Consider the following 25,065-nt stretch of genomic DNA (forward strand, 5'->3'; position numbering starts at 1 on the left):
CCAGGTCAATGCACGGCTCTCGCCGCGCGAGATCGATGGCATCCGCGCACACGCGGAGCCATTGCTGACGTTCTTCACCAACCATGTTTCCGACGTAGCCGCAGCGCATGCCAGGCGGCTCGGCGCGCAGCCCACCGATTGCGTGGCGCTCGATCCCGGCTTCGCCAGCTTGCGCGCCACCGAGCTGCCGCCGCGCGTGAGCGCCGCCGAGGCGCGGGATGTCGCCACCCTGATCTATACCTCCGGCACCACGGGCGCGCCCAAGGGCGTGATGGTGCCGCACGCCGGCCTGACCATCTTCGCGCGGATCTCGGCCACTTCGCGCAATCTCGGTCCCGACGACATCGCCTACGGCGCGTTGCCGCTGTCGCATATCTTCGGCATCGCCACCGTGCTGATGGCCACGTTGTACGCGGGCGCGAGCCTGGTGATGCGGCCTCGTTTCGATGCTGCCGACGTGTTCGCCGCGCTGGAGTCGCCCGGCGTCACCATGCTGCAAGGAGTGCCCACCATGTTCACGCGCATCATGGCGGTGGCACGCGAGTCGGCCCAAGGTGTCACCGGCGCCACCGCGTTTCCCCGCCTGCGCTATCTCTACACCGGCGGCGCGCCGCTTGACCCCACGCTCAAGCGCGACACCGAGGCCTGGTTCGGCCAGCCGCTGCATCACGGCTACGGCATCACCGAATACGCCGGCTCGTTGTTCATCACGCGCATGGATACGCCGCGCGCCGATTGCTCGGCCGGCTACATCGTCGAGGGCGTGGAGATCAACATCACCAGCGAGCAAGGCGAGGCGATGCCCGCGGGCGAACGCGGCCAGATCCGCGTGCGCGGACCGGGCGTGATGCGCGGCTACTTCCGCAACGCGGAGCAGACCGCCGAGGCACTGTTGCCGGGCGGCTGGCTCAACACCGGCGATCTCGGTTTCCTGGGTGAAGACGGGGCGCTGTTTATCGTGGGCCGCTCCAAGGACCTGATCATCCGCTCGGGCTTCAACGTCTATCCGATCGAGGTGGAATCCGTCATCAACGCCTTCCCCGGCGTGCGCCAGTCCGCCGTGGTCGGGCGCGCTGCCGCCGACGGCAATGAAGAAGTCGTGGCCTTTATCGAAACGCAGCCGGGCGCGACGCTGGACACCGCCGCCCTGGAGGCCTACCTGCGCGACAGCCTGGCGCCGTACAAGCGGCCCGCGCAGATCCGCGTGATCGAGACCATTCCCACTACCGCCAGCGGCAAGCTCTTGAAGCAGCCGCTGCGCGCCATGCTGGACGGCGCTGCCGCAGCGGCATGACCCCCGCCGGGGCACTGGCAAGACGCACAATAAGGAGGAGACAGATGAAGCGATGGATGATGGCCGGCATGCTGCTGGCATTGGTGCAGGGCACCGCAATGGCGGACAACTATCCGGCGCGCCCGGTGAAGCTGATCGTGGGCTACGCCCCGGGCGGCCCGGTCGATACCGCCGCGCGCATTTACGCCGACTACCTGGGCCGCACGCTCAAGCAGCCGGTCGTGGTGGACAACCGTGCCGGCGCCAGCGGCGCCATTGCCGCGGACCTGACGGCAAAGGCAACGCCGGACGGCTACACGCTGTACTTCGTGGCCAGTCCCACCATGACCATGACGCCGTTGATCCAGAAGTCGGTGAACTTCAATCCGACCAAGGATTTCACCTATATCGGCCTGATCACCGATTACACCAATGTGCTGCTGATCAACAAGGATTTCCCCGCCAAGAACGTCACTGAACTGGTCGACTACGCGCGCAAGCATCCCGAAGGCGTCAGCTTCGGCTCGGCCGGCGTAGGTGCTTCCAACCACTTGTCCGCCGAGTTGCTGGCGCAGATGGGCGGGGTGAAGATGCTGCACGTGCCGTACAAGGGCAACTCGCCCGCGATGGCCGATGTGATCGGTGGCAAGGTCACCTTCATGTTCGACATCACTGGCACGGCCATCGGCCATATCCAGGGCGGCAAGGTACGCGCGCTGGCGGTCACGTCGAAGACGCGCAACGCGGCGCTGCCGACCGTGCCGACCATGATCGAGTCCGGCATGAAGAACTATGACCTGACCGGATGGTACGCGCTGATCGGCCCGCAGAAGCTGCCCGCCGATGTGGTGGACAAGCTGGTCAAGGCGCAGAAGGCCATCGGCGACGATCCCGCCTTCCAGCAGCGCATGACGCAGGGCGGCTACGATCTCAACATCACGGGCCCGAAGCCGCTGGCCGATCGCATCCAGCGCGAGCTCAAGCTGTGGGGCGGCGTGGTGAAGACCGCGAACATCCAGGTGGATTGAGGTTGGTTTGCTACCTCTCCCACTTGCGGGAGAGCAACCGGGGGAGAGCGCGGCTGGCTACGCCGTCGTGCTGGATAAAACTATTGGCTTCGCTCCCAGTGGCTCCTAGCCAAACCGCCCCTCTCCCCAACCCTCTCCCCATGAGGGGAGAGGGAGCGACAGCCGTCGTCATGGCGCGTGCTGTTGGCCTATTCGTCGGCTCCGTTCATTGCCGCCGGTTCGCTCCCCTCTCCCACTTGTGGGAGAGGGGCCGGGGGAGAGGGCGGGCGCTCGTTACGCCGTCGTGCTGGTCAAATCCGAGGGCTCCGCTTCAAGTGGCTCCTGGCCAAGCCACCCCCTGAGGGGAGAGGGAGAGACAGCCGTCGTCATGGCGCGCGGTGTTGGCCCATTCGGCGGCTTCGGCTAATGGCTCTGGCAGGTCAGTGGTTCTGCACCAGCCGCCGGTAGTAGTTGGGCAACGCAAACAGCGCGCGATGCACCTCCCCGTTGTAGTAGTCCAGCTCGCCGATGCCGTAGCCGCGCAGGCGCTGATCCACCTCATAGGGCAGGCGGGACAGTGGATCCAGCGTGTCCGAGGCGAAGGCCAGTCCCCAATACGCGCCATACAACGGCACGTAGAGGCCAAAGGGCCTGACGATCTCGAACACCCCGCGCAGTTGCAAGGTGATCTGGCGCACCCGTTCCGGCTCGAATACCGGCGAGCCGATATGCATGGCCACGGCGCCGCCCGGCGCCAGCAGCGATTTGACCAGTCGCAGCGCTTGCGGCGTGTAGAGCGGCTGCGCCGGCGTGTCGGGATCGGTCAGGTCGAGCACGACCAGGTCGAAGCGCTCGCCGTGCGGGTCGCGGCTTTGCTCCGCCATATAGGCGAAGCCGTCGCCGATCCGCAGTTGCAGGCGCGGATCGTCGAACGCGCCGCGATGCACCTGCGGCAAGTGCTGCCGCGCCGCGCGGATCACCTCCGCGTCGAGTTCGGCCAGCACCACGCGCTCCATCGTCGGGTACTTGAGCAGTTCCTCGCAGGCCCCGCCGTCGCCGCCGCCCAGCACCAGCGCCCGGCGCGGCGTGGCATGGGTGATGGCCGTGGCATGGACCATGGGCTCGTGATAGAAGAACTCGTCGCGCTCGGAGGTCATGTAGCGGCCGTCGAGCCGCAGCAGCTTGCCCCATTGCGGCGTGTCGAATACCTCCAGCAACTGATGCGCCGTGCGCACTGTTTCCAGCCGGCGCGTGGCGCGAAAGCCGTAGGCGCTGTCCGGGTTCTGCCACTCCAGCAGCAGCTCGTTGGCCTGATCCTGCGGATCGTCGGAGCCGCGCAGCAGGCGGTTGGTGCTTTGCCGGCGGGGCGCGAACGCGATCAGCAGGGCGTCGAGCAGGGCTTCGGCCTTGGCCGAGTTGTTGTCCGAGAAATTGCAGACATAGACATCGAGCGTGACGCCATCGCGTTCCGGCCAGGTGTGCACGGCCAGGTGCGATTCGGCGAGCAAGGCGGCGCCGGTGACACCGCCTTGCTCGCCCTGGTGGCCGGGAAAGGTATGGAACTTCTCGGCCACCAGCGTCAGGCTCGCGGCCGCCACGGCCTGGCGGCAAAGGCTGGCGAGCAGCCGGGCGTCGCACAGCAAGGCTGGCGCGCAGCGGCATTCGTACAAATCAGCGGTTAGGTGCAGTCCCTGCATGTCTGGGCGGTTCCTCCTTGCGTGCCAGCCCGCGGCCCGGCAAATGGAAGCCGAAACCGCGTCACGAGAGGCGTGGACACGGTCATGAGGCGGGCTGTCGGATGGGGCAATGCGGTCCGGCGTCGGCGTGATCCGGAGCGATTGCAGAGGGCGGGCCTGGCGGTTGCGGCATGCGCTTCAGTGGGAAGCGAGAATGCACGCAGCGCCAGGCCAATGAAGCGGCTGAGTGTAGCCGAGATGCGCCACGATATGGCGGGGCAGCAGCCGCGCGATCCCGCGCGCGGGGGCATTGCATTCGGAACGCGGGCTGTCTTCGCCTTGATTTACAGGGGTTTCAAGCTGTCCTAGGCGTTTTCCCAATTTGCGCCGGAATTTTCTGCATTTGAGATCGGCGCCAATCAGCCGGCCGGAGCGCGCTTGCGCAGCAGGTAGCGCTGCACACCATCGAGCACCAGCACGCCGTGCTGGTTGTGCACCGTCGAGCGCAAGGTCAGCACCCCTGTTGTGCGGTTAGGCGCCAGCTCGGCAACTTCCAGCGCGCTGTACAACGTGTCGCCCACGTAGACCGGATGCAGGAAGCGGCTGCTCTGGTCAATAAAGCCCTTCAGTGATTCCTCCACCATATGCGGAAACAGGCCGGCGCCTGCCGCGGTCTGGATCAGCACCTGGTAGCCATGCGCCAGCATGTGCGGCATGCCGTGGGCGCGGCAGTACTCGGCATCGTAGTGCACCGGATGGTTGTCGCCGCTGGCAAGCTGGAAGGCGGCGAACAGCGCCTCGGTCATGGTGCGCGAGGGCAGCACGAAGCGTTCGCCGGGCGCGAAATCCTCGAAATAGCGTTGCTCGCACATGCGGTGGCGGCGGGGGTCGAAGGCGATGCCTTCGGGGCTCGCTGCGGAGGACTTGATGGTCATCGGTCGGGATATCCGGGTTGTGGGCGGGAGCTCAATCCGCCTTGATGCCAAGCCGCTCCACCAGCGCCTTCTCCTGCGCGATCTGCTGCATGGCAAAGCGGGTGTAGCCGGCGCTGTCCAGGTACATCAGGTCCTGGTCCTGCTGCTTGAGCGCGGCGAGGTGCTGGGGATCTTCCGCGGCGCGCCGCAGCGCGTGCTGCAGGATGTTGAGCACCTTGGGGTCCATGCCCTTCGGCCCGGCCACGCCGTAGGGCGAGTTCGAGACGATGTCGTAGCCGAGCTCGCGCAGCGTGGGCGCGTCGGGCCAGCGCGGGGAGCGCTGCGCCGTCCATAGATTCAGCCAGCGCAATTTGCCCGCATCGACCAGCGTGCCGGCGGAGCTGCCGGCGGCGCACAGCTGCACATGGTTGCCCATCAGCGAGTTCAGGCAGTCGGCATCGCCCTTGAAGGGCACGTGGTTGACCGTGAGGTTTTCCTTGGTCACCAGCTCGATCATGGTGATGTGCGGCGAGCTGTACTGGCCCGGCGAGCCGTAGCTGACGGTGCCCGGTTTGGCGCGTGCATCGCGCAGGAAATCGCCCCAGTTCTTCCACGGTGAATTGGCCGGCACCACCACGCCGAAGGTATAGCCGGTGATGCGCGACAAGTAGGTGAAATCGCGCGCAGGGTCGAAGGCGGTCTTCTGGATGAAGGGTTGACGGAATACGGTGACCGGCATCGTCGACAGCGTGTAGCCGTCGGGCTTCGCTTGCCGCAGGGCAAGCGCGCCCATGGTGCCGGCCACGCCCGGCTTGTTGTCCACCACCACGGTCTGGCCGAGCGACTTCTGCAAGGCCACGGCAAACTGGCGCACCACCACGTCGGTGGTGCCACCCGGCGCGTAGGGCACGATCAGCGTCACCGGGCGGGTAGGGTAGGTGGGAGCCGGCTGCGCTTGGGCAAGCGTGGCGCAGCCTAGAACGATGGCGGCGCTAGCCACGCGCCATGGTTTGCGGAATGCATGCATCGGAAGTCTCCTTTTGTTGTCGTTCCCTTCGTTCCCTTCGATCCCGATGTTGTCGTTGTCCTTTTGACTTTCGCTTCTAGTGTCCCGTTCCGCTGATTCGTTCGCAAAGTCTGTTGAGCTTGGAGGAGGAATTGTAGGTTGGGGGAAGTGTGCGATGTGTATTGCTTGTGGCCCGCTGACGCGGGTTTTGGCGCTTGCTGGGCGGGGTTTTCATGCTTCTAGCTGCTGTCGCGGCTGCAGAAGCCAAAACGATGCGTGCCCGCGCAACCAGCGACGCTGGGATACTCCGTGAACTCGCCATCGACGCAAGTTGAGACCGCTCGTCTTCGCTCAACCGGTCAGCTCTCCACGATGGCCCATGCGTCCATCGCCTGGCCCCCGGCATCGTCGCCGGTCCACAAGTTGACCTTGCCCGGCGTAGTGGCATCGGCTGCGCCGCCCACCGTCACCGTGTCGTGATCGAACATCGGCGCCAGCCCACGGAAGCCGAACCGGCGCACCGTGGCGCCGGGCATCTCGCGTGCCAGCAGGTCCAGCGTGAGCATCGCCTGCAGCGGGCCGTGCACGACCAGGCCGGGGTAGCCTTCCACGTCGCGCACATAGTCGTGGTCGTAGTGGATGCGGTGGCCGTTGAAGGTGAGCGCGGAGAACCGGAACAGCATGACCGGGTCGGCACGCAACTGGCGCTGCCATTGCGCCTGGTGCGCCAGGCGTGGCCGCGGGGGCAGCGGCTGTCCCGGCTCCGGCATGGCGCGGTAGACCAGGTCGTGGCGCTCGATCAGCGCGACCTCACCTTCGACGGTAAGCACATGCTCCACGGTGACGAACCACAGCTCGCCGCTGCGTCCGCTCTTGTGCTCGACATTGCGGATGGTGGACGTGCGCGTGACGGTATCGCCCACGCGCAGCGGCTTGCAAAAATCCAGCTCGCCGCCCGCCCACATGCGGCGCGGCAGCGGCACCGGCGGCATGAAGCCGCCCAGCGCCGGGTGGCCGTCCTGGCCAAGCTCGCGCTGCGGGGCGCGCGGCAGGAAGTAGAGCCAGTGCCACAGCGGTGGCAGCGGGCCGCGCACCAGCGCATCGCCATCGAGGTCGAGCGTGGCCGCGAGGCCGATCACGGGTTCCGGGGAGAGGGTCTCGGTGCGGCTTTCGCTGCGGCCGATCCAGGTGCGCAGGGTTTCGAGTTGGGTCATGGCTGGGTTACTGCGGGTCCTGTGCGGGTTTGCCCGCCAGCGCCAACATGCGCCGGGCCTGTTCGATGACGGGGCGGTCGACCATCTTGCCGTCAACCTGCACGGCGTGGCTACCGCTGGCGGTGGCGTCCAGCACGCGCTGCGCCCAGTCCAGTTGCTCTGTCGTGGGCAGGAAGCCCGCGCGCACCGCGGCAAGCTGGGCCGGGTGGATGCACAGCTTGGCGGCAAAGCCGAGCGCGCGCGAGTGCGCTACGTCATCGGCCAGCACGGCCTCGTCCTTGAGCGCGGTGGTGACGCCATCCACGGGCGGCGGCAGGCCGGCCACGCGTGAAGCCAGCACAATGCGCGAGCGCGCCATCAGCAGCGCCTCGCGGGTATGGGCGCAGCCCAGGTCCACGGCGAAGTCCAGCGAGCCGAAGGCCAGCCGCGACACGCCTGGCGCGGCGGCGACCGCATCGATGTCGTGCAGGCCCCGCGCGCTTTCGATGATGGCCACCAGGCGGCCCTGGGGGTTCACCTGGGCCAGCGCCTGGGCGATCTCGCCAAGCGCGGCCGGGTCTTCTGCCTTGGGCACCAGCAATCCGGCCAGGTGTGCGTCGGGCGGCAGGGCGCGCAGCCATTCCATATCGGCGGCGAAGGCCAGCGAGCTGGCGTCGTTGATGCGCACGTAAGCCTGCGCCTGCGCGCCGCGTTCCAGCAGCCAGGCGGCAATGGCCGTGCGCGCGGCCGGCTTGGCGTCCGGATGCACCGCATCCTCCAGATCGAGGATCAGTGCATCGGGCGCGGCGGCCGCGGCTTTGTCGAAGCGTTCGGGCCGGTCGCCCGGCACGAACAAATAGGTGATGGCAGTGGACATGAAGCGAGCCTTGGTAGGATTGGCCGCGTTATTTCGCGACAGGCAGCCAGTCGGTGACCCTCGCCTGTTTCTCCAGCGCCCACACGCGGGCAATGATGGTGCGCATCTCGGCCTCGCTCGCGCCGTGGCGGAACGCGCCCAGTTGCAGCGCCTTGGCCTCGAGCTCCGCGCGCGACAGCGTATTGCCCGGATCGCCCTTGGGCACGTCCACGCGGCCCGCCAGCGTGCGGCCGTCGGTGGTCTTGACAGTGACGCGGCCGATCCACTGGCGCGGATACGCGGCATTGATCTCGTCGTCCAGTTCCATTTCCACCTTGTCGCGGAAGGCGGCCACCTTGGCGTCCTGCAGCGCATGGTCCTCGAACTCGCCCAGGCCGGCGTGCGCGTGCACCGCTACCAGGCCCAGCACGGTGCCCATGGAGAACTTGGCCTGGTGGATGGTCTTGGGATCGGTCACCGGGCCGAGCACGTCGATGGCGCCCTGGTGCACGTGCGCGGTCACGCTGGCGATCTGGTCCGCGCTGATCTTCTCGCGCAGCATCAGGTCCTTGAGCGCATCGGCCGCCGGGTGCGTGTGGCGGCAGGAGGCAAAGAACTTGAAGGAGGTTTCGGCGGTGGCCCAGCGCTCGCCCAGGCCGTCGGTCAGGGCGGCCGGGTTGGCGTCGCTGGACATCCCGGCGGCCATGCCCTGCGGGCCTTCCAGGATACGCTTGGCGCCGGTGAAGCCAGCGCGCGCGATCCAGGCGGACATCAGGCCGTCGGCGGCGGCCTTGGCGGTGTGCAGTTGCTTGGAGTCCGCGGCGTCGCGCAGGAATTCCCACAGGCCGGCGGCCTGCGTGCCGGCCGAGCCGAGCGCCTGGTTGATGCCTTCGGCGTCCATGCCATACAGCTTGGCGACTGCCGCGGCTGCCGCCAGCGTGCCGACCGTGCCGGTGGTGTGGAACACGCGATAGTGCGAGCGGCCCATGAATTCGCCAATGCGGATGCCTGCCTCGTAGCCGGCGATGGATGCCAGCAGCACCTCGGCACCGCTCTTGCCCTCGGCCTGCGCGGCAGCGATCACCGCCGGGAACACCACGGCGGCGGGATGCAGCACCGAGCCGTTATGCACGTCATCCTGCTCCACCACGTGGGAGGAAGCGCCGTTGATCAAGGCGGCAAAGTACGGCGAAGTGCGGCGGCGATCCACCAGCATCTCGGCCGGGCCCTGTTGCGGGCCCATTGCGGCGACGAACTCCTGCAGCTTGCGCACCGCCGGTGCGTCCTTTCCAGCGATGGCGGAGGCGATCCAGTCGAGGAACAGGTCCTTGGTGCGCTCCACCACTTCGGCGGGCACGTCGGCCAGCGTGAACCGGGCCAGGAAATCGCACAGCTGGCGGGTAGGGTAGGTGTGGTCAGTAGCTTGGCTCATGCCGGCTCCGGGCGGTGTTCGGGATGGTGGGTTGTGTTGCTGTTCCTCCCCTCTCCCACGTTAGTGGGAGAGGGGTGCCACGCCTGCGCGAGAATCGTGCGCGGGCGCTCTTGCTGCATTCTGTTGTTCAAATCGTCTTGCTGTCAGTCATCCTGGCAATCTCGTCCACGCCGTAACCCAGCTCGGCCAGGATGGCCGTGCTATGCGCGCCCAGCGCCGGGACATCGCCCATCACCGGCTCCACGCCCGACAGGTTGGCCGGCGGCAGCAGCGCGCCGATGGGGCCGCCGGGGCTGGCCACTTCGCGCCAGCGTCCGCGCGCGGCCAGTTGCGGGTGGCTCCACACCGCCTCGATATCGTTCATCGGCGCGTTGGCGATCTGCGCATCGTCGAGCAGCGCTTCGACCTGCGTCACCGTCATCGGCGCGAAACGCGCTTCGATCAGCGCGGTCAGCTCGGTGCGGTTCTTGACGCGTCCCGAGTTGGAGGAGAAGCGCTCGTCCTTGAGCAACGCCGGCTGCGCCAGGACCTTGTTGCAGAACGCCTGCCATTCGCGCTCGTTCTGCAGGCCGAAGATCACGCTGCCGCCGTCGCCCGTGCGGTGCACGCCATACGGTGCGATGGCCGGATGCGACGCGCCAAAACGCGCCGGCGCCGTGCCGCCGTAGTGGCCGAAGTACAGCGCGTAGTTCATCCATTCGGTCAGCGCCTCCAGCATGGTCACTTCCACGCGCAGGCCCTGGCCGGTGCGCCCGCGCTGCAGCAGCGCGGACAGGATGCCGCTGTAGGCGTACATGCCAGCCGCGATGTCGGCGATGGAAATGCCCGCGCGCGAGGGCTCATCCGCGCTGCCGGTGATGCCGATCAGGCCGGCGGCGGCCTGGATCAGCAGGTCGTATGCCTTCTTGTCGCGATAGGGGCCAGCGTCTCCGTAGCCCGAGATATCGCAGACGATCAGCTTGCCGTAGCGCGGATGCAGCGTGTCGAAGTCGAGCCCCATGCGCGCGGCCGCGCCCGGCGCCAGGTTCTGCACCAGCACGTCGGCATCGGCCAGCAGGCGGTGCAATACGGTTTGTGCCTCAATCTGCTTCAGGTCGAGCGTCAGGCTCTCCTTGCCGCGGTTGAGCCAGACAAAGTGCGAAGCCTGGCCATTGACGGTCTCGTCATAGCCACGCGCGAAGTCTCCCACGCCGGGGCGCTCCACCTTGACCACGCGGGCGCCGAGGTCGGCCAGCTGGCGGGTGGCGAACGGCGCGGCCACGGCGTGTTCGAGGGAGACGACGCGGATCCCGTCGAGCGGGCGTATGCCCTGGTGCGTAGCAAGCATGGGGGCGGGCCTCAGAACGAACGCGGCAGCTCGAGCACGTGCTCGGCCACATACGACAGGATCAGGTTGGTGGAGATCGGCGCCACCTGGTACAGGCGCGTCTCGCGGAACTTGCGTTCGATATCGTATTCGGCGGCGAAGCCGAAGCCGCCGTGCGTTTGCAGGCAGACGTTAGCGGCTTCCCACGAGGCATCGGCCGCGAGCAGCTTGGAGATATTGGCCTCCTTGCCGCAGGGCTTGCCGGCGTCGAACAGCGCGGCGGCCTTGTAGCGCATCAGGCTGGCGGCTTCCACGTTCACATAGGCACGCGCGATGGGGAACTGGATGCCCTGGTTCTGGCCGATGGGGCGGTCGAACACGATGCGCTCGCGCGCATAGTTGCTGGCGCGCTCGATAAACCAGTAGCCGTCGCCCACGCATTCGGAGGCAATCAGGATGCGTTCGGCGTTCAGGCCGTCGAGGATGTACTTGAGCCCCTTGCCTTCCTCGCCGATCAGGTTCTCGGCGGGAATCTCCAGGTTGTCGAAGAACAGTTCGTTGGTCTCGTGGTTGACCATATTGCGGATCGGCCGCACCGTCAGGCCCTTGCCGATGGCCTCGCGCAGGTCCACCACGAACACCGACAGCCCCTCCGACTTGCGCTTGACCTGGTCCAGCGGCGTGGTGCGCGCCAGCAGCAGCATCAGGTCCGAGTGCTGCACGCGCGAGATCCACACCTTCTGGCCGTTGATGACGTAGCGGTCGCCCTTCTTCACGGCGGTGGTCTTGAGCTTGGTGGTATCGGTGCCGGTGGTGGGCTCGGTCACCGCCATCGACTGCATGCGCAGCTCGCCCGAGGCGATGCCCGGCAGCCAGCGCTGCTTCTGCTCGGCCGAGCCGTGGCGCAACAGGCAGCCCATCACGTACATCTGGCCGTGGCAGGCGCCGGAGTTGCCGCCGGTGCGGTTGATCTCCTCCATGATGACGGACGCCGCGGTCAGCGGCAGGCCCGAGCCGCCGTACTCCTCGGGGATCAGCGCGGACAGCCAGCCGGCCTTGGTCAGCGCCTGCACGAACTCCTCGGGGAAGGCGTTCTGCTCTTCCACGCGTTGCCAGTAGGCGGAATCGAAGCCGGTGCACAGGGCACGCACGGCTTCGCGGATGTCGGGATACGGCTGGTCGTGCGATTGTTCTGCGAACATGAAAAGGGGCCCCGGAATGGACGTTATGGGTATTAGCTTGTGGCCATTATTCCCGAGGGCCTGCCGCGCGGTAATTCGGATTTGCGAAAGAGCGGCTTAGCGCCCCCGGAAGCAGGCCGGGCCGGGACGGCGCGGGCGTGGGCGGTGCCGCGCGCACTTGCTGGCGCTCGGCAGCTTCTGTCCCGCCTTGCCCACCCTTAGGGAAATCCGTATTGCATATGCGCCGCTTTATCGCCACGCTTGCCTGAAACGATAACGCCGCGCGCCCGCACAGGCCGACGCAGGCGAGCCCTAGCCGGCATAGCCCGGCCAATCCACCAATTTGGAGACGAAAGACATGGCAGGCAGCAAACAGCGGCGGCACGGGCGGGTCAGCAGTGAAAATGCAGCGCAAATGAGCCGGGTCCAGGCGTCATGGCGCTGGATGGCGCTCGCCGCGCTGGGCGTGGCGGCAGCGCTCACGCTGGCAGCCCCGGCGCGCGCCGCCGATGCCTACCCCAGCAAGCCGATCACCATGGTGGTCCCCTTTGCCGCGGGCGGCCCCACCGACGTGGTGGCGCGCACCATGGCCGCGGCCATGTCCAGGACCCTGGGCCAGAGCGTGGTGGTGGAAAACCGGCTCGGCGCCGGCGGCACCGTCTCCGCCGCCTACGTGGCCAAGGCCGCACCGGATGGCTACACCATCCTGATCCACCACAACGGCATGGCCACTGCGCCGGCGCTGTACAGCAAGCTCCCCTACAAGCCGCTGACGGATTTCAGCTTTGTCGGCCAGGTGGCCGACGTGCCCATGACCCTGCTCGGCCGCCATGACCTGCCTGCCAAGACGCTGCCGGAGCTGATTGCCTACATCCGCCAGAACCGGGAAAAGGTCAACCTGGCCAACGCCGGGCTGGGCGCGGTCTCGCAGCTGTGCGGCATGCTGTTCCAGAAAGCCATCGGCGTCGAACTCACCGCCATTCCCTACCAGGGCACCGCGCCCGCGATGACCGCCCTGCTGGGCAGCCAGGTCGACATCCTGTGCGACCAGACCACCCAGACCTTGCCGCATATCAAGGCCGACAAGGTCAAGCTCTACGGCGTCACCACCACCACGCGCATCAAGGCCTTGCCTGACACCGCCACGCTGGCCGAGAGCGGGCTCAAGGGCTTCGAGGTCAAGGTCTGGCACGGCATCTACGCCCCGCACGGGACGCCGCCGGCGGTCATCGACCGGCTTAACGGGGCGCTGCGCACCGCGCTGAAGGATCCGGCGGTGGCCGCGCGGCTGGCCGATCTTGGCGCCGAGATCGTGCCGGAGGACAAGCAGACGCCGGAAGGGCTGCGCACGTGGCTGAAGGCCGAGATCGAGAAATGGTCGCCGATCATCAAGGCGGCCGGGGTGAAGGCGGATTGAGCGCAGGGCGAGGGATCGCCGCGGCGCAAAGGTAGTAAGATTTCCGGATCACTGCGCCAGTGCCGGCCCATCGGTTGAAGCGAATCGCGCCGGCACTGGCTCTTCCACTACGGTTCCGGGAGCCCCCTTGTTCGAACGTGCCAGACAGGATTTCGCCGCGCTAACCACCCGCGCCGAGTTTCACTCGTTGCGCCTGGTCCGGCAGAGCGGCGAGCATTGCATGATGCGGCGCGGCGTCGCCGAGCCGCCGTCCCTCACGCAGGACATGGGAGCTATGCTCAATGTGCGCCTGGCTGGCGTGGAGGCTTATGCCGCCACCAGCGATCTCAGCGTGGCCGGGTTGCAGCGCGCGCTCGATAGCGCCGAAGCGCTGGCACGGCGGATCGCCGCGCATGGCCTTGTCGACCTGCGTGGACTGGAGCCGCCCCAAGGCCAGGCCCGCTACGAATCCCCCGGCCTGCACGGTGCGTTCCCGGGGCTTGCCGAGCGCTTCGCGCTGCTGGCGGAGGTGTCTGCCAGCGTGCCCGCCGATTCGCGGCTGGTGAACTGGCTGGTTTATCTCGATCACCAGCGCTTTGAGCAGCTCTACCTCAATAGCGCCGGTGCCGAGCAATGGCAGGCGTTGCGCTTCGTCTATCCCGGCATCAGCGTGACCGCCTTCGACGGCAACGACAGCCAGACCCGCAGCTTCGGCGGCTTCGGCAGCGGCCAGCAAGGCGGCGCGGAGGTCATCGCGCGCCTGGGCTTCGCTAACGCTGCATCGCGGGTGGCGGACGAAGCCTTGCAGTTGCTGCACGCGCCCAATGCGCCGAGCGGCCCCACCGACCTGCTGCTGATGCCGGACCAGATGATGCTGCAGATCCATGAATCCATCGGCCATCCGCTGGAACTGGACCGCATCCTCGGGGACGAACGCAACTATGCGGGCACCAGCTTTATCGGGCTGGAGGACTTTGGCCGATACCAGTATGGTTCGTCCCTGCTCAATATCAGCTTCGACCCGGGCATCCCGGAGGAACTGGCCAGCTACGGCTTTGATGACGAGGGCCAGCCCGCGCAAAAGGAATTCCTGATCCGCGATGGCCTGCTACTGCGCCCGCTGGGCGGCGCGCTGTCGCAATGGCGCAGCGGGCTGCCGGGTGTCGCCAACAGCCGGGCCTGCAACTGGAACCGGCCGCCGATCGATCGCATGGCCAACCTCAACCTGGAGCCGGGCGACCGTACCATGGCGCAACTGGTCGGCGGCATCGAGCGCGGCATCCTGATGTCCTCCAACCGTTCCTGGTCCATCGACGATGCGCGCAACAAGTTCCAGTTCGGCTGCGAATGGGGACGCCTGATCGAGGACGGCGAGCTCAAGGGCGTGGTCAAGAACCCGAACTACCGCGGTGTTTCCGCGAATTTCTGGCGCAGCCTGGCTGCCGTTGGCGATGCCAGTACCTTCGAGGTGCACGGCACGCCGTACTGCGGCAAGGGCGAGCCCAACCAGGTGGTGCGCGTCGGCCATGCTTCGCCGGCCTGCGTGTTCAAGCAAGTGGAAGTCTTTGGAGGAGCCGCGTGATGGCGGATGCGCAATCGTTGTTCGCGGCGCTGGCCGAAGATGTGCGCAATGCGCTGGGCGAGGGCGAAGCCTTCACGCTGTGGTACAGCGCGGAAGAGTCCGAGTTCATTCGCTTCAATCGCGCGCGCGTGCGCCAGGCCGGGCAGGTCCGGCAAGCCACGGCCCGGCTCAAGCTGATCCGCGACGAGCGCCATGCCAATATCGGCATCACCCTGTCCGGCGAGCCGGCGGCCGATCGCCAGCGCCTCGCCGATGGCTTGCTGCAACTGCGCGAGGCGATCGGCCAGTTGCAGCCCGATCCCTACCTGATGCTGGAGCGCGAACCTTGGCAGCGCGCGCTGGCCGATGTGGCTGCGCCGCCGGACAGCGCCGAGGTGTTCGCGCAGATCGACGAGGCCGCGCGCGGGCTGGACCTGGTCGGCATTTATGCCGCCGGTCCGTTGTACCGGGGTTTTGCGAACAGTTTCGGCGCTTTTGGCTGGCATGCCGCGCAAGGCTTCCACTTCGACTGGAGCCTGTTCCACGCCAACGGCCAGGCGGTAAAGGCCGACTACGCCGGCTCGCGTTGGGATGCCGCCGAATTCGCCAGCCGCTTTGCCCAGGCGCGCCAGCAGCTGGACCACCTGGGCAAGCCGCAGCGCGTATTGCCGCCCGGCGAGTATCGGGCCTACCTGGCCCCAGCCGCGCTCGAGGAAGTGCTGGGCATGTTCTCCTGGGGCGGCTTCTCGGCCCGCGCGCTGGCGCAGAAGGAAAGCCCGCTCCAGCGGCTATACGACGGTGGCGCGCGCCTGAGCCCGCTGCTGGATCTTGATGAATGCGCAACCGGCACGCTGGCCCCGGCCTTCGGCCCGGAAGGCATCCCGCGCAGCGACGTGAAGCTGGTGCGCGCCGGGCTGCCCGCCGGCCGGCTGGTCTATCCCCGCAGCGCGCGGGAGTACGATCTAGCCGCCAATTGCGCCAGCGCCGGCGAAGGGCCGCAGTCCCTCGCCATGGCAGCCGGCGGCCTCGCGCGGGACGACGTGCTCGCCGCACTCGGCACCGGCCTCTATATAGGTAACCTTTGGTATCTCAACTGGTCCGACGCGCCGGCGGCCCGCATGACCGGCATGACGCGCTTCGCTACGTTCTGGGTGGAAGAAGGCCGCATCCAGGCGCCGCTTGGGACAATGCGGTTTGACGACAGTATCTATAGCTTCCTGGGGGAGCATTTGGAGGCGCTGACCAGCGAGCGGCAGCTGCGGGTGTCGAGCAGTACTTATGGGGAGCGGCAGACTGATTCTGCGCTGTTGCCTGGGGCGCTGACGGGGAAGCTCACGCTGACGCTGTGAGCGGCGTGGGGAGCCAACGCACTGGCTCCCTGGCGTTAGTCCTGCCTAGCGGAATCGAGAAAGGCCTCCCTCATGCACCGTCTTCTCCGTCCTGCCGAGCCAGTTCGGCAAAGACGTCTGCAGCCGCTGTCACTTTGCCCTCCGCGATCTCCTTCTCGCCGAGCGCCAGGATCTTCAATAGCGCAGTTGTGCGCCGCTGTGCTTCGTGGCTGGCGATGTCCTGCACGACAAGTTCAGCCTCGTCATTCTGGGCTTCGCGCGTCTCGTTGATCTCCCTGACGATACGGGCCGCATCGCTCTTCGGAAAGCTGATTGGTTTGATGTTAGAGAGTTTCACGGCGGGTCCATGTGGAAGTGACTGGATGACTGAATATAGTCTGAATTCGGTCTGACGCCCACTTCGCAGGCAGGGTCTTCGTTCCCCTACTTGCCATTCTGTCAACCGGCTCTCGCGCCGCCTCCGTCAAATACTGGATCAAAGTCTCCGCAAACTACGGAAGTTCACGCCTCGGCCGCCTCAAGGTTGGCGATACTTCCAGTTCAGCCTTTGTCGAATTTCCGATGCCCATATTGCCCGCTCCACTCTGAGAGGACTAATTTTTCAAGCGCGAGTGTGAATGCGGAAATTTCTTCGAAGCCTTCGGAAATTACTTCTTTTGATGCGCGTGGGATTCCTGCTCGACGTTGGATGCTAGAGTGCGCTGCATGCGAGCCATATGTAAGAAGCGGGAGCTACTGTCTCTTGTTATGGGTCACCTTTAACCGTCTAGGTGCGCAATATCAACGTCTTATCTCTGCGCCAAAAAGGTCGATGATTTTTTCTGGTTATAGATATTGAATGAAGAATTCGCTTGCGCGATCTCTCGTTCGCGGAGCAGGTAATTTTTTCGGTAAATGATCTCCCGAAATAGAAGCTAGCAGATCGTTTTGGTTGGGGGTGGGGCGTTGACCTCCCGGCTATCGTGGGGGGCATCTTGGAGTTTATCAAGGCGTTTATTAAGAGTATAAAAGAAATGCGCGGCTGCGATGCGGACTCGGGTGCGTATTTTTTTAATCTTGTGCATCTGGCTGCTGTGATTTTGCTCATTGTTGCAATTTTATTCAGTCTAGCTAGAAAACTATTTGTTTGAGATGAGTGTGGGAGGTGTGCGATGAGGTGGATTATTCTGTGTAAATGATGGCTGATTATTTGCTGTGCCTAATTTTTATTTCCGTTTTCCCGTCTGTATCTTATGCCAAGCTTGTTTTCCCGGCATCTTCGTCAGGGATTGTTGTGCCTGCAAAGAGTTGGAAGCATTTTCGAGGTGAGGGGGTGGTGAAGCAGAATTCCGATTATTCCTGCGGCTCTGCTTCCCTTTCGACTGTTTTGGGATTCTATGGCGTTGAAGTCACCGAAAAACAATTGATGGAGGCGATGCCTCTTTATCATCTTCCTTTGAATTCTGGCGCATTTGGTGAGCCTGATTTACACAGACTTCCCATAATGCTCCAGACGCAGCGGCAGTTCTAGAAGCGCGGCTGGGCGGGATTCTGCGTACAGCTCCATGTATCTGTCCCATGGAAACCTGATCCGGTGCCGGCTGAATCAACCTTCTAGTCATCTTCTTGCGCCTTGATGACAAGATCGGGTGGGCAGCGCTGTCGCTTGGTCTGGACGGGCAACCCTAGCCGCCTCAGACCGGCTCCCGCGCCGCCTCAGTCAAATACTGGATCAACGTCTCCGCAAACTGCGGCAGCTCCCGCCCGGGCCGGCGCACCAAACGCAGGTCACGCTTCGCCCACTCGTCCTCCAGCGGAATGAACCGCAGCACCTTGCGGCTGGCATAGCGCCGCGCGCAGCTGTTGGGCACGATCGCGATGCCAGCGCCTGCCTCCACCATCCGGCACACGGCGTCGAAGCTGCCCAGCTGGATCCGCAGGCTGATGCGCTTGCCCATGCCGCTGGCGATCCGGTCCAGGAAGGACTGGATCGCGCTGAACTGGTTGAGACCCACAAAGCGGCAGGTATCGAGCAGGTCGGCAAAGTGCAGGCTGGTGAACTGCGGCAGCGGGTGGTTGACCGGCGCGATCACGATCAGCTCGTCGCTGCATAGCTGCATGACTTCGAGATCATTGGTGGCCACTTCGCCGGCGACGATGCCGAGGTCCGCCGCACCGGCGCTGATCGACGAGACGATGGCCTGCGACAGCTGTTCCTCCAGTTCGATGTCGACATCCGGGTTCTCGGCGAGGAAGCGCGATAGCGCCGTGGCGAGGAAGGAGTTGGTGGCGGTGGTGTTGGCCAGCAGGCGTACGCGGCCCTTGACGCCCTTGGCGTAGGGGCGCAGGTCCGAGTGCAGGCACTCCAGCTCGCGGAACACCTCGCGCGCGTGGCGCAGCAGGGCGTCGCCGGCTGGGGTCAGGCGCACGCCTTTCACCTGGCGGATCAGCAACTGGGTCTGGAAGGCCTCTTCCAGCTGCTTGATGCGGGTGCTGGCGGCGGGCAGGGAGAGAAAGCTGCGCTCGGCGGCGCGGGTCAGGTTTTCGGTTTCGCCGACGTTCAGGAAGAGGCGCAGGTCGGTCAGGTCGTAATGCATGTGTTTCGCTGGGCCAAAGGCCTCTTTTGTGAATCGTGAATAGCAATGTCCCCGCCGTCAATTTATCGTATTCGGCGTGGCAATAGAACCATAAAGGCCGGATCGTCCGTATTGCGCGGGCGGTTACCGGCTTGCCTCGCGCGAAGGCGGCGCGAAACCCGAGCCGCCGCGCAGCCACCCAGGAGGACGACAAATGACAGTTCGGCGCTACAGCGCAAGCAGGCGGGCGGGCATGGCCACCATGCTGGGCGTGGCTAGCTTGGCCACCTTGGCCATCATGGGCGGCGCTGCCGCGGCCGACTACCCTGACAAGCCGGTGCGCCTGATCGTGCCCGCGGCGGCGGGGGGAACCACCGATATCGCCTCGCGGCTGGTCGGCAAGCGGCTGGGAGAGCTGCTCGGCCAGCCGGTGGTGGTGGAAAACCGCGCCGGCGCTGCCGGCATCGTCGGCGTGCAGGCACTGCGCCAGGCCGCCCCCGACGGCTATACGCTGATGATGGGCAATATCGGCCCCAATGCCATCAACTACGGTCTGTACAAGCAACTTCCCTACCGTGCCCAGGACTTCGCGCCGATCACCATGGTGGTTTCGGTGCCCAACGTGCTAGTGGTGAACGCCAAGGTGCCCGCCCGCAACGTGGCGGAGTTGGTGGCGCTGGCCAGGTCCCAGCCGGGCAAGCTGTCGTTCGCCTCGTCGGGCACCGGGCAGTCGGTGCACCTGTCCGGCGAGCTGTTCAAGAAGCGCACCGGTATCGACATCATCCATGTGCCCTACAAGGGTGCCGCGCCGGCCGTGGCTGACCTGGTCGCCGGGCAGGTGACGATGATGGTGGACAACCTGCCCAGCTCCCTGCCGCATATCCAGTCCGGCAAGCTGCGCGCGCTGGCAGTGACCAGCGCCACGCGCGTGGCCGAGCTGCCAGACGTGCCGACCATGAAGGAAGCCGGCCTCGACGACTTCCAGGTGACCGCATGGTTCGGCCTGGTGGCGCCGGCTGGCACGCCGCCCGCGGTGGTCTCGCGCCTGCAAAAGACGGTGGCCGGCATCCTGGCCGAGCCCGAGGTGAAAACCCGCCTGGCCGATCTCGGCGGCGTGCCGGGCGGCGACACGCCTGAGCATTTCGGCAAGTTCATCGACGCCGAGCGCGTGCGCTGGGCCAAGGTGGTGAAGGACACCGGCATTGCGCAGCAATGAAGGCGAGCCCGAAGCACGGCACGCGACACCACGACAAAACGAGGGGACAGGGCATGGAAGCATCGAAAGCGCGCCACCGCAGGTCATGGCTTCAGGCCGTGCTGATCGCCCCGCTCGCGGTGGGGCTGCTGGGCGCGAGCGCTTCGGCACTTGCCGACACCTGGCCCAACAAGCCGATCCAGTTGCTGATCCCCTATCCGCCGGGCGGCAGCGCCGACCTGCTGGCACGCCCGGTGGCGGCCAAGCTGCAGGAGCGGCTGGGCCAGCCGGTAGTGCTCGACTACCGGCCGGGCGCCGGCGGCACCATCGCCTCGCAGCAACTTGCGCGCGCCAAGCCGGACGGCAACACGCTGATCGTGGTGCTGGCCGCGCACGCGATCAACGCCAGCCTCTATCCCAAGCTGCCCTATGACACCCGCAAGGATTTCGCGCCGGTGTCGCTGGTGGCCAACCTGCCGCTGATCCTGGCCGGCAGCCCCTCGCTGAAGGCCAAGACCGTGCCCGAGCTGATCGCCGCGGCCAAGGCCGCGCCGGGGCAGCTGACTTTCGCCTCCGCGGGCAATGGCAACACGGGCCACCTGGCCGGCGAGCTGTTCGACAGCCTGGCCGGCATCAAGATGACCCATGTGCCGTACAAGGGCAGCGCCCAGGTGGTCAACGCCATGCTGGCGGGCGAGGTGCAGCTGACCTTCGACAGCATTTCCACCTCGATGCCGCATATCCGCAGCGGCCGCCTCAAGGCACTGGCCGTGACCAGCGCCAAACGTGCGGCGCTGGCGCCGGACGTGCCCACGCTGGCCGAGGCCGGCGTGCCCGGCTTCGACATCAACGGCTGGTACGCGGTGCTGGCGCCGGCCGGCACGCCGCCGGCCATTGTCGAGCGGCTCAGCAAGGAGATCGCGGCCGTGCTGACCCAGCCCGACCTGCGCGCGAACCTGGCAGCCAACGGCTATGAGCCGGTGGGTTCCACGCCGGCGGCGCTGGGCGCGCATATCGACGCGGAGATCACGCGCTGGAGCAAGGTCGTGAAGGAATCGGGCGCACGCCTGGAATAAGAGATCAACCAATACCCGGCCTGGCACGTGCCAGGCCGCCGAGAGAAACGTGTACACAGGAGCATGAGCATGAGTGGAATGATGGCAGGCAAGGTAGCGCTGGTGACCGGCGCGGGTGGTGGCATCGGGCGCGGCGTAGCGCTGGAACTGGCCAAGGCCGGCGCCAAGGTGGTGGTCAATGACATCGGTGTATCGCTCACTGGCGAAGGCGGCGATGCCGGCCCCGCGCAGCGCGTGGTCGACGAGATCGTCGCCGCCGGCGGCATTGCGGTAGCCAATACCGACAGCGTGTCGAGCTGGCAGGGCGCCAACGCCATCGTGCAATGCGCGATCGACAACTTCGGCCGCATCGATGCCGTGGTCAACAACGCCGGCAACCTGCGCGACCGCATGTTCTTCAAGATGAACGAGGAAGAATGGCGCTCGGTGATCGATGTCCACCTCAATGGCACGTTCTTTGTCAGCCGCGCCGCCGCTAACCACTTCAAGGACCAGGAGAGCGGCGCCTACGTGCACATGACCTCCACGTCCGGCCTGATCGGCAACCTGGGCCAGGCCAACTACTCGGCCGCCAAGCTTGGCATTGCCGCGCTGTCGAAGTCGATCGCGCTGGACATGGCCCGCTTCAACGTGCGCTCGAACTGCATCGCGCCGTTCGCCTGGAGCCGCATGACCAGCTCGATCCCCTCCGAGACCCCGGAAGAAAAAGCGCGCGTCGCCAAGCTGCAAAAGATGGAAGCCAACAAGGTCGCGCCGATGGCCGCCTTTCTCGCCAGCGATGCCGCGCATGAAGTCAACGCGCAGATCTTCGCCGTGCGTGCCAACGAGATCATGCTGATGAGCCAGCCGCGCCCGGTGCGCTCGGTGCATATGAGCGAAGGCTGGACCCCGGAATCCATCGCCGAGATCGCCATCCCCGCCATGCGCAACAGCTTCTTCAAGCTCGAGCGCTCGCCCGACGTGATCAACTGGGACCCGATCTGACGCCATGCCGCTCGACTACAACCGCATCAAGCACTGGGACTTTCCGGAGGTCACGCAGACCTACGGCGAGAAGGATTCCATCCTCTACGCGCTGGGTCTTGGCCTGGGCGAGCAGCCCACCGATCCGCGCCAGCTGCGCTACGTCTACGAGGCGCAGCTCAAGGCCTTTCCCACGCAGGCCGTGGTGCTGGCCTATCCCGGCTTCTGGATGCAGGACCCGAGGAGCGGCATCGACTGGGTGCGCATCGTGCACGGTGAGCAGCGCCTGCGCTTGCATCGCCCGTTGCCGGCATCCGGCACCGTGCGGGCCCGCGCCCGCGTGAGCCACGTGATCGACAAGGGTGCCGGCAAAGGCGCGCTGGTGATCATCGAGCGTACGCTGGTGGACGTGGCCAGCGGCGCCGAACTGGCCACCGTGCACCACACCACCTTCTGCCGCGGCGACGGCGGCTTTGGCCAGGGCGACACCGCGCCCGAAGCGCTGCCGGCAGCGCCGGCACGCGCGCCGGATGCGGTTCGCAGCCTGGCGATCCTGCCGCAGGCCGCGTTGCTCTATCGCCTCAATGCCGATCCCAATCCGCTGCATGCCGATCCCGAGGTGGCGCGCGCGGCGGGCTTCGACAAGCCCATCCTGCATGGCTTGTGCACCTATGGCGTGGCGGCGCGCGCGCTGGTCGATACCTTTGCCGAAGGCGATGGCGACCAGTTGCTCGAACTCAATGTGCGTTTTTCCCGGCCGGTATTTCCCGGCGAAACCCTCGAAGTGCGTATGTGGCGCGAAGGCGGCGGCCGCGTGCTGTTCGACGCCTGCGTGCCCGCGCGCGACGTCACCGTGCTCAGCAACGGCGTGGCGGAATTCCGTGCATGACAACAAGGACAACAACAATGAAGAGCGCGCTCGACGGCGTACGTGTGCTGGATCTCTCGCGCATCCTGGCCGGCCCGTGGTGCGCCCAGAACCTGGCAGACCTCGGCGCCGAGGTCATCAAGGTAGAGCGCCCCGGCGTGGGCGACGACACCCGCTCCTGGGGCCCGCCCTGGCTGCCTGACGGCGACGGCAAGCCCTCGCGCGATGCGAGCTACTACGCCGGCGCCAACCGCGGCAAGCACTCGGTCACGCTCGATATCGCCAGTGCCGAAGGCCAGGCCATCGTGCGCGAGCTGGCGGCAAAATCGCAGATCGTGCTGGAGAACTACAAGGTCGGCGACCTCAAGCGCTATGGGTTGGACTATGACAGCCTCAAGGCCATCAACCCGGCGCTGGTGTATTGCTCCATCACCGGTTATGGGCAGGAAGGGCCGAGCGCGCACAAGCCGGGCTACGACTTCATCTTCCAGGGCATCGGCGGGCTGATGAGCATCACCGGCGAGCGCGACGACCTGGCCGGTGGCGGCCCGCAGAAGGTCGGCGTGGCCGTGGTCGACATGCTCACCGGCATGTACGCCACCGTGGCCGTGCTGGCCGCGCTGCGCCATGCCGAGCGTACCGGCGAGGGGCAGCGGATCGACATGGCGTTGCTCGATGCGGTGGTGGCGGTCGGGGCGACGCCGATCCTGGCGCAGAAGATCACCGGCAAGACGCCGCAGCGTTTTGGCAATGCGCACGCCAATATGGTGCCGTATCACGTGTTCGCCACGGCGGACGGCTACATGATCGTGGCCGCCGGCAACGACGGACAGTGGCAAGGGTACTGCCGCGGCGTGGAGCGCCCGGACCTGGCAAAGGACGAACGGTTCACCACCGGCACCGGCCGCATCGTCAATCGCGACGTGCTGGTGCCGCTGCTGGAAGCGCATATGCGCACGGGCACGACCGCACGGTGGGTGGAAGCGCTGGAGCGTGAGGGGATTCCCTGCGGGCCGATCAATGACTATGCGCAGGTGCTGGAGGATCCGCAGGTCAGGTACCGCGAGTTGCAGGTGGATATGGTGCGCAGCGATGGCGGGGTTTGTCCCACGGTGAAGAGCCCGTTGCGGCTGTCGGTTACGCCGGTGCGCTATGACGCGGCGCCGCCGCGATTGGGGGAGCATACGGAGGCAGTGCTGGGTGAAGTGCTGGGGATGTCGGCGCAGAGGATTGCTGCGCTGCGGGGCAAGGGAGTGGTTTGAGTTTGTTCGCTCGAATTGCGTGACCCGGCCCTTCAGTCACTTTTACGGTTCCGCACCTGAAAGTGACAGGCGTCTCCCAGCTACTGGTTTGCTCCCCTCTCCCGCACGGTGGGAGAGGGGCGGGGGGAGAGGGCGGGCGCTCGCCAAGAGCGAGACGTCACATCCCTCCGATATCGCCCGTCACCTGCCTCGCGGCATGATCCATATCAAATCGCGAACGCTTGCTTCGCGGCACAATGTCCCTGAACTCCCAGCCTTCCAACTCCCACCCAAGGTGAGGCCCATGTTCCCCGAATTCCGCGATCAGATAGCCCTCCCCAAAACCCAGGACGCCCGCTTTGCGCGGCTGTTTTCCCGCCACAACGAACTGGACCAGGAGCGAGCAACTGATACTCCATTCTTGCTCAGAAGAAGTATCTATAATTGCTCGCCATGAGCAAGGTTTATCGGATCAACGAATTCGCAAAGCGCATCGGACGGGCTCCCAGTACGGTGCGCCGCTGGGAGCGCGAAGGCATCCTGGCAGGCTAAGCGCCTGCCTTCCGGACATCGGTACTTTGACGAGTCCGATGTGCGGGCGATGCTTGGCGGCGGGCCTGAGAAGCGATCGACAATCGTGTACTGCCGCGTCAGTAGCGCTGGGCAGCGCGACGACTTGCGATCTCAGGTGGCGGCGATGGAGGAATACTGCCGGGCTGGCGCAATTGCTGTTGACGAGTGGATTCAGGAAGTCGGCGGCGGCATGAACTTCAAGCGCAAGCGTTTCCTCGTGCTGATTGAGCGCATCCAGCGTGGTGAGATTGAGCGAGTTCTCATCGCCCACAAGGACCGGCTCGTTCGCTTCGGATTCGACCTGCTCGACCATTTTGCGCGCGAGAACGGTTGCGAGATCATCGTGGTTAAACACAGCGTCTTAAGTAATGCAGCATAGTCTTCGCAGCACTTCGTTTGATCTCTTCCAGTACTGGAAGCAGGCGTCGACCGCCGAGAGGACTT

21 protein-coding genes and 2 pseudogenes are annotated in these 25,065 nt (G+C 65.9%); 13 read left to right on the forward strand and 10 right to left on the reverse strand.

The annotated features are described in order from the left end of the window. On the forward strand, nucleotides 1-1,294 hold a 1,294-nt coding region (locus ACYP5B_RS53785; protein WP_459575690.1), incomplete at its 5' end, for a class I adenylate-forming enzyme family protein. 44 nt (nucleotides 1,295-1,338) lie between these two features. Beyond that, nucleotides 1,339-2,301, forward strand: coding sequence for a Bug family tripartite tricarboxylate transporter substrate binding protein (locus ACYP5B_RS53790; protein WP_318238525.1), 963 nt, complete (start codon nucleotides 1,339-1,341; stop codon nucleotides 2,299-2,301). A 419-nt stretch (nucleotides 2,302-2,720) separates the two neighbouring features. On the opposite strand, the gene speE is transcribed toward ACYP5B_RS53790, so the two are convergent. The 8 genes from speE to ACYP5B_RS53830 form a co-directional block, all read right to left on the reverse strand. Continuing rightward, nucleotides 2,721-3,977 (reverse strand): polyamine aminopropyltransferase, encoded by a 1,257-nt coding sequence (gene speE, locus ACYP5B_RS53795; protein WP_459575692.1) that lies wholly within the window; start codon nucleotides 3,975-3,977, stop codon nucleotides 2,721-2,723. 398 nt (nucleotides 3,978-4,375) lie between these two features. Continuing rightward, complete coding sequence (locus tag ACYP5B_RS53800; protein ID WP_459575693.1) at nucleotides 4,376-4,891, reverse strand: MaoC family dehydratase; 516 nt, start codon at nucleotides 4,889-4,891, stop codon at nucleotides 4,376-4,378. 31 nt (nucleotides 4,892-4,922) lie between these two features. Beyond that, complete coding sequence (locus tag ACYP5B_RS53805; protein ID WP_459575695.1) at nucleotides 4,923-5,897, reverse strand: Bug family tripartite tricarboxylate transporter substrate binding protein; 975 nt, start codon at nucleotides 5,895-5,897, stop codon at nucleotides 4,923-4,925. A gap of 338 nt (nucleotides 5,898-6,235) precedes the next feature. Continuing rightward, nucleotides 6,236-7,090, reverse strand: a complete 855-nt coding sequence (locus ACYP5B_RS53810; RefSeq protein WP_459575696.1) for an HTD2 family dehydratase — start codon at nucleotides 7,088-7,090, stop codon at nucleotides 6,236-6,238. A 7-nt stretch (nucleotides 7,091-7,097) separates the two neighbouring features. After that, on the reverse strand, nucleotides 7,098-7,946 hold the full coding sequence (locus ACYP5B_RS53815; RefSeq protein WP_459575697.1) for an HpcH/HpaI aldolase/citrate lyase family protein: 849 nt from the start codon (nucleotides 7,944-7,946) through the stop codon (nucleotides 7,098-7,100). 28 nt (nucleotides 7,947-7,974) lie between these two features. Further along, a complete protein-coding gene (locus ACYP5B_RS53820; RefSeq protein ID WP_459575698.1) occupies nucleotides 7,975-9,357 on the reverse strand; it encodes an MmgE/PrpD family protein in 1,383 nt (460 codons plus the stop codon). Nucleotides 9,358-9,484: 127 nt separating this feature from the next. Next, on the reverse strand, nucleotides 9,485-10,684 hold the full coding sequence (locus ACYP5B_RS53825) for a CaiB/BaiF CoA transferase family protein (RefSeq protein ID WP_459575700.1): 1,200 nt from the start codon (nucleotides 10,682-10,684) through the stop codon (nucleotides 9,485-9,487). 11 nt (nucleotides 10,685-10,695) lie between these two features. After that, nucleotides 10,696-11,865, reverse strand: coding sequence for an acyl-CoA dehydrogenase family protein (locus ACYP5B_RS53830; RefSeq protein WP_183030869.1), 1,170 nt, complete (start codon nucleotides 11,863-11,865; stop codon nucleotides 10,696-10,698). Between the two features lie 394 nt (nucleotides 11,866-12,259). Here ACYP5B_RS53830 and ACYP5B_RS53835 point away from each other — a divergent pair, with 394 nt between their 5' ends. From ACYP5B_RS53835 to ACYP5B_RS53845, 3 genes are all read left to right on the forward strand, one after another. Then, nucleotides 12,260-13,261, forward strand: coding sequence for a tripartite tricarboxylate transporter substrate binding protein BugD (locus tag ACYP5B_RS53835; RefSeq protein WP_459575715.1), 1,002 nt, complete (start codon nucleotides 12,260-12,262; stop codon nucleotides 13,259-13,261). Between the two features lie 127 nt (nucleotides 13,262-13,388). Further along, nucleotides 13,389-14,822 (forward strand): TldD/PmbA family protein, encoded by a 1,434-nt coding sequence (locus tag ACYP5B_RS53840; protein ID WP_400102072.1) that lies wholly within the window; start codon nucleotides 13,389-13,391, stop codon nucleotides 14,820-14,822. Then, on the forward strand, nucleotides 14,822-16,150 hold the full coding sequence (locus ACYP5B_RS53845) for a TldD/PmbA family protein (protein WP_459575703.1): 1,329 nt from the start codon (nucleotides 14,822-14,824) through the stop codon (nucleotides 16,148-16,150). Before ACYP5B_RS53840 ends, ACYP5B_RS53845 begins: the two co-directional genes overlap by 1 nt. Nucleotides 16,151-16,220: 70 nt before the next feature. On the opposite strand, the gene ACYP5B_RS53850 is transcribed toward ACYP5B_RS53845, so the two are convergent. Beyond that, nucleotides 16,221-16,487 (reverse strand): prevent-host-death protein, encoded by a 267-nt coding sequence (locus ACYP5B_RS53850; protein ID WP_459575706.1) that lies wholly within the window; start codon nucleotides 16,485-16,487, stop codon nucleotides 16,221-16,223. Between the two features lie 837 nt (nucleotides 16,488-17,324). Here ACYP5B_RS53850 and ACYP5B_RS53855 point away from each other — a divergent pair. Then, nucleotides 17,325-17,660, forward strand: coding sequence for a cysteine peptidase family C39 domain-containing protein (locus ACYP5B_RS53855; protein ID WP_459575708.1), 336 nt, complete (start codon nucleotides 17,325-17,327; stop codon nucleotides 17,658-17,660). 163 nt (nucleotides 17,661-17,823) lie between these two features. Here the strand turns inward: ACYP5B_RS53855 and ACYP5B_RS53860 are convergent, their stop codons facing one another. After that, nucleotides 17,824-18,726, reverse strand: coding sequence for a LysR family transcriptional regulator (locus ACYP5B_RS53860; protein WP_035863199.1), 903 nt, complete (start codon nucleotides 18,724-18,726; stop codon nucleotides 17,824-17,826). Nucleotides 18,727-18,958: 232 nt separating this feature from the next. On the opposite strand from ACYP5B_RS53860, the gene ACYP5B_RS53865 reads away from it, so the two are divergent. The 7 genes and pseudogenes from ACYP5B_RS53865 to ACYP5B_RS53895 form a co-directional block, all read left to right on the forward strand. Further along, nucleotides 18,959-19,921 (forward strand): Bug family tripartite tricarboxylate transporter substrate binding protein, encoded by a 963-nt coding sequence (locus tag ACYP5B_RS53865; RefSeq protein WP_400102082.1) that lies wholly within the window; start codon nucleotides 18,959-18,961, stop codon nucleotides 19,919-19,921. A gap of 53 nt (nucleotides 19,922-19,974) precedes the next feature. Further along, nucleotides 19,975-20,976: a tripartite tricarboxylate transporter substrate binding protein gene (locus tag ACYP5B_RS53870; RefSeq protein ID WP_459575711.1), complete on the forward strand. Its 1,002-nt coding sequence runs from the start codon at nucleotides 19,975-19,977 to the stop codon at nucleotides 20,974-20,976. Nucleotides 20,977-21,045: 69 nt separating this feature from the next. After that, complete coding sequence (locus tag ACYP5B_RS53875; protein ID WP_318235475.1) at nucleotides 21,046-21,960, forward strand: SDR family NAD(P)-dependent oxidoreductase; 915 nt, start codon at nucleotides 21,046-21,048, stop codon at nucleotides 21,958-21,960. 4 nt (nucleotides 21,961-21,964) lie between these two features. Next, on the forward strand, nucleotides 21,965-22,828 hold the full coding sequence (locus ACYP5B_RS53880) for a MaoC/PaaZ C-terminal domain-containing protein (RefSeq protein ID WP_400102079.1): 864 nt from the start codon (nucleotides 21,965-21,967) through the stop codon (nucleotides 22,826-22,828). A 17-nt stretch (nucleotides 22,829-22,845) separates the two neighbouring features. Beyond that, on the forward strand, nucleotides 22,846-24,069 hold the full coding sequence (locus tag ACYP5B_RS53885; protein ID WP_459575713.1) for a CaiB/BaiF CoA transferase family protein: 1,224 nt from the start codon (nucleotides 22,846-22,848) through the stop codon (nucleotides 24,067-24,069). Between the two features lie 283 nt (nucleotides 24,070-24,352). Next, nucleotides 24,353-24,448, forward strand: a pseudogene (locus tag ACYP5B_RS53890) (YdcH family protein); the annotation flags it as partial. A gap of 53 nt (nucleotides 24,449-24,501) precedes the next feature. Next, nucleotides 24,502-24,988, forward strand: a pseudogene (locus ACYP5B_RS53895) (IS607 family transposase); the annotation flags it as partial. Nucleotides 24,989-25,065: the final 77 nt, after the last annotated feature.

The organism is Cupriavidus sp. 8B (genome assembly GCF_054589115.1).

Bases quoted from the DNA above. Each gene is read 5' to 3' on its own strand.
- ACYP5B_RS53830 (WP_183030869.1), bottom strand. From the start codon at position 11,865: ATGTTCGCAGAACAATCGCACGACCAGCCGTATCCCGACATCCGCGAA.
- ACYP5B_RS53815 (WP_459575697.1), bottom strand. From the start codon at position 7,946: ATGTCCACTGCCATCACCTATTTGTTCGTGCCGGGCGACCGGCCCGAA.
- ACYP5B_RS53790 (WP_318238525.1), top strand. From the start codon at position 1,339: ATGAAGCGATGGATGATGGCCGGCATGCTGCTGGCATTGGTGCAGGGC.
- ACYP5B_RS53845 (WP_459575703.1), top strand. From the start codon at position 14,822: ATGGCGGATGCGCAATCGTTGTTCGCGGCGCTGGCCGAAGATGTGCGC.
- ACYP5B_RS53875 (WP_318235475.1), top strand. From the start codon at position 21,046: ATGAGTGGAATGATGGCAGGCAAGGTAGCGCTGGTGACCGGCGCGGGT.
- ACYP5B_RS53835 (WP_459575715.1), top strand. From the start codon at position 12,260: ATGAGCCGGGTCCAGGCGTCATGGCGCTGGATGGCGCTCGCCGCGCTG.
- ACYP5B_RS53810 (WP_459575696.1), bottom strand. From the start codon at position 7,090: ATGACCCAACTCGAAACCCTGCGCACCTGGATCGGCCGCAGCGAAAGC.
- ACYP5B_RS53820 (WP_459575698.1), bottom strand. From the start codon at position 9,357: ATGAGCCAAGCTACTGACCACACCTACCCTACCCGCCAGCTGTGCGAT.
- speE (WP_459575692.1), bottom strand. From the start codon at position 3,977: ATGCAGGGACTGCACCTAACCGCTGATTTGTACGAATGCCGCTGCGCG.
- ACYP5B_RS53860 (WP_035863199.1), bottom strand. From the start codon at position 18,726: ATGCATTACGACCTGACCGACCTGCGCCTCTTCCTGAACGTCGGCGAA.
- ACYP5B_RS53870 (WP_459575711.1), top strand. From the start codon at position 19,975: ATGGAAGCATCGAAAGCGCGCCACCGCAGGTCATGGCTTCAGGCCGTG.
- ACYP5B_RS53885 (WP_459575713.1), top strand. From the start codon at position 22,846: ATGAAGAGCGCGCTCGACGGCGTACGTGTGCTGGATCTCTCGCGCATC.
- ACYP5B_RS53825 (WP_459575700.1), bottom strand. From the start codon at position 10,684: ATGCTTGCTACGCACCAGGGCATACGCCCGCTCGACGGGATCCGCGTC.
- ACYP5B_RS53865 (WP_400102082.1), top strand. From the start codon at position 18,959: ATGGCCACCATGCTGGGCGTGGCTAGCTTGGCCACCTTGGCCATCATG.
- ACYP5B_RS53880 (WP_400102079.1), top strand. From the start codon at position 21,965: ATGCCGCTCGACTACAACCGCATCAAGCACTGGGACTTTCCGGAGGTC.
- ACYP5B_RS53800 (WP_459575693.1), bottom strand. From the start codon at position 4,891: ATGACCATCAAGTCCTCCGCAGCGAGCCCCGAAGGCATCGCCTTCGAC.
- ACYP5B_RS53855 (WP_459575708.1), top strand. From the start codon at position 17,325: ATGATGGCTGATTATTTGCTGTGCCTAATTTTTATTTCCGTTTTCCCG.
- ACYP5B_RS53805 (WP_459575695.1), bottom strand. From the start codon at position 5,897: ATGCATGCATTCCGCAAACCATGGCGCGTGGCTAGCGCCGCCATCGTT.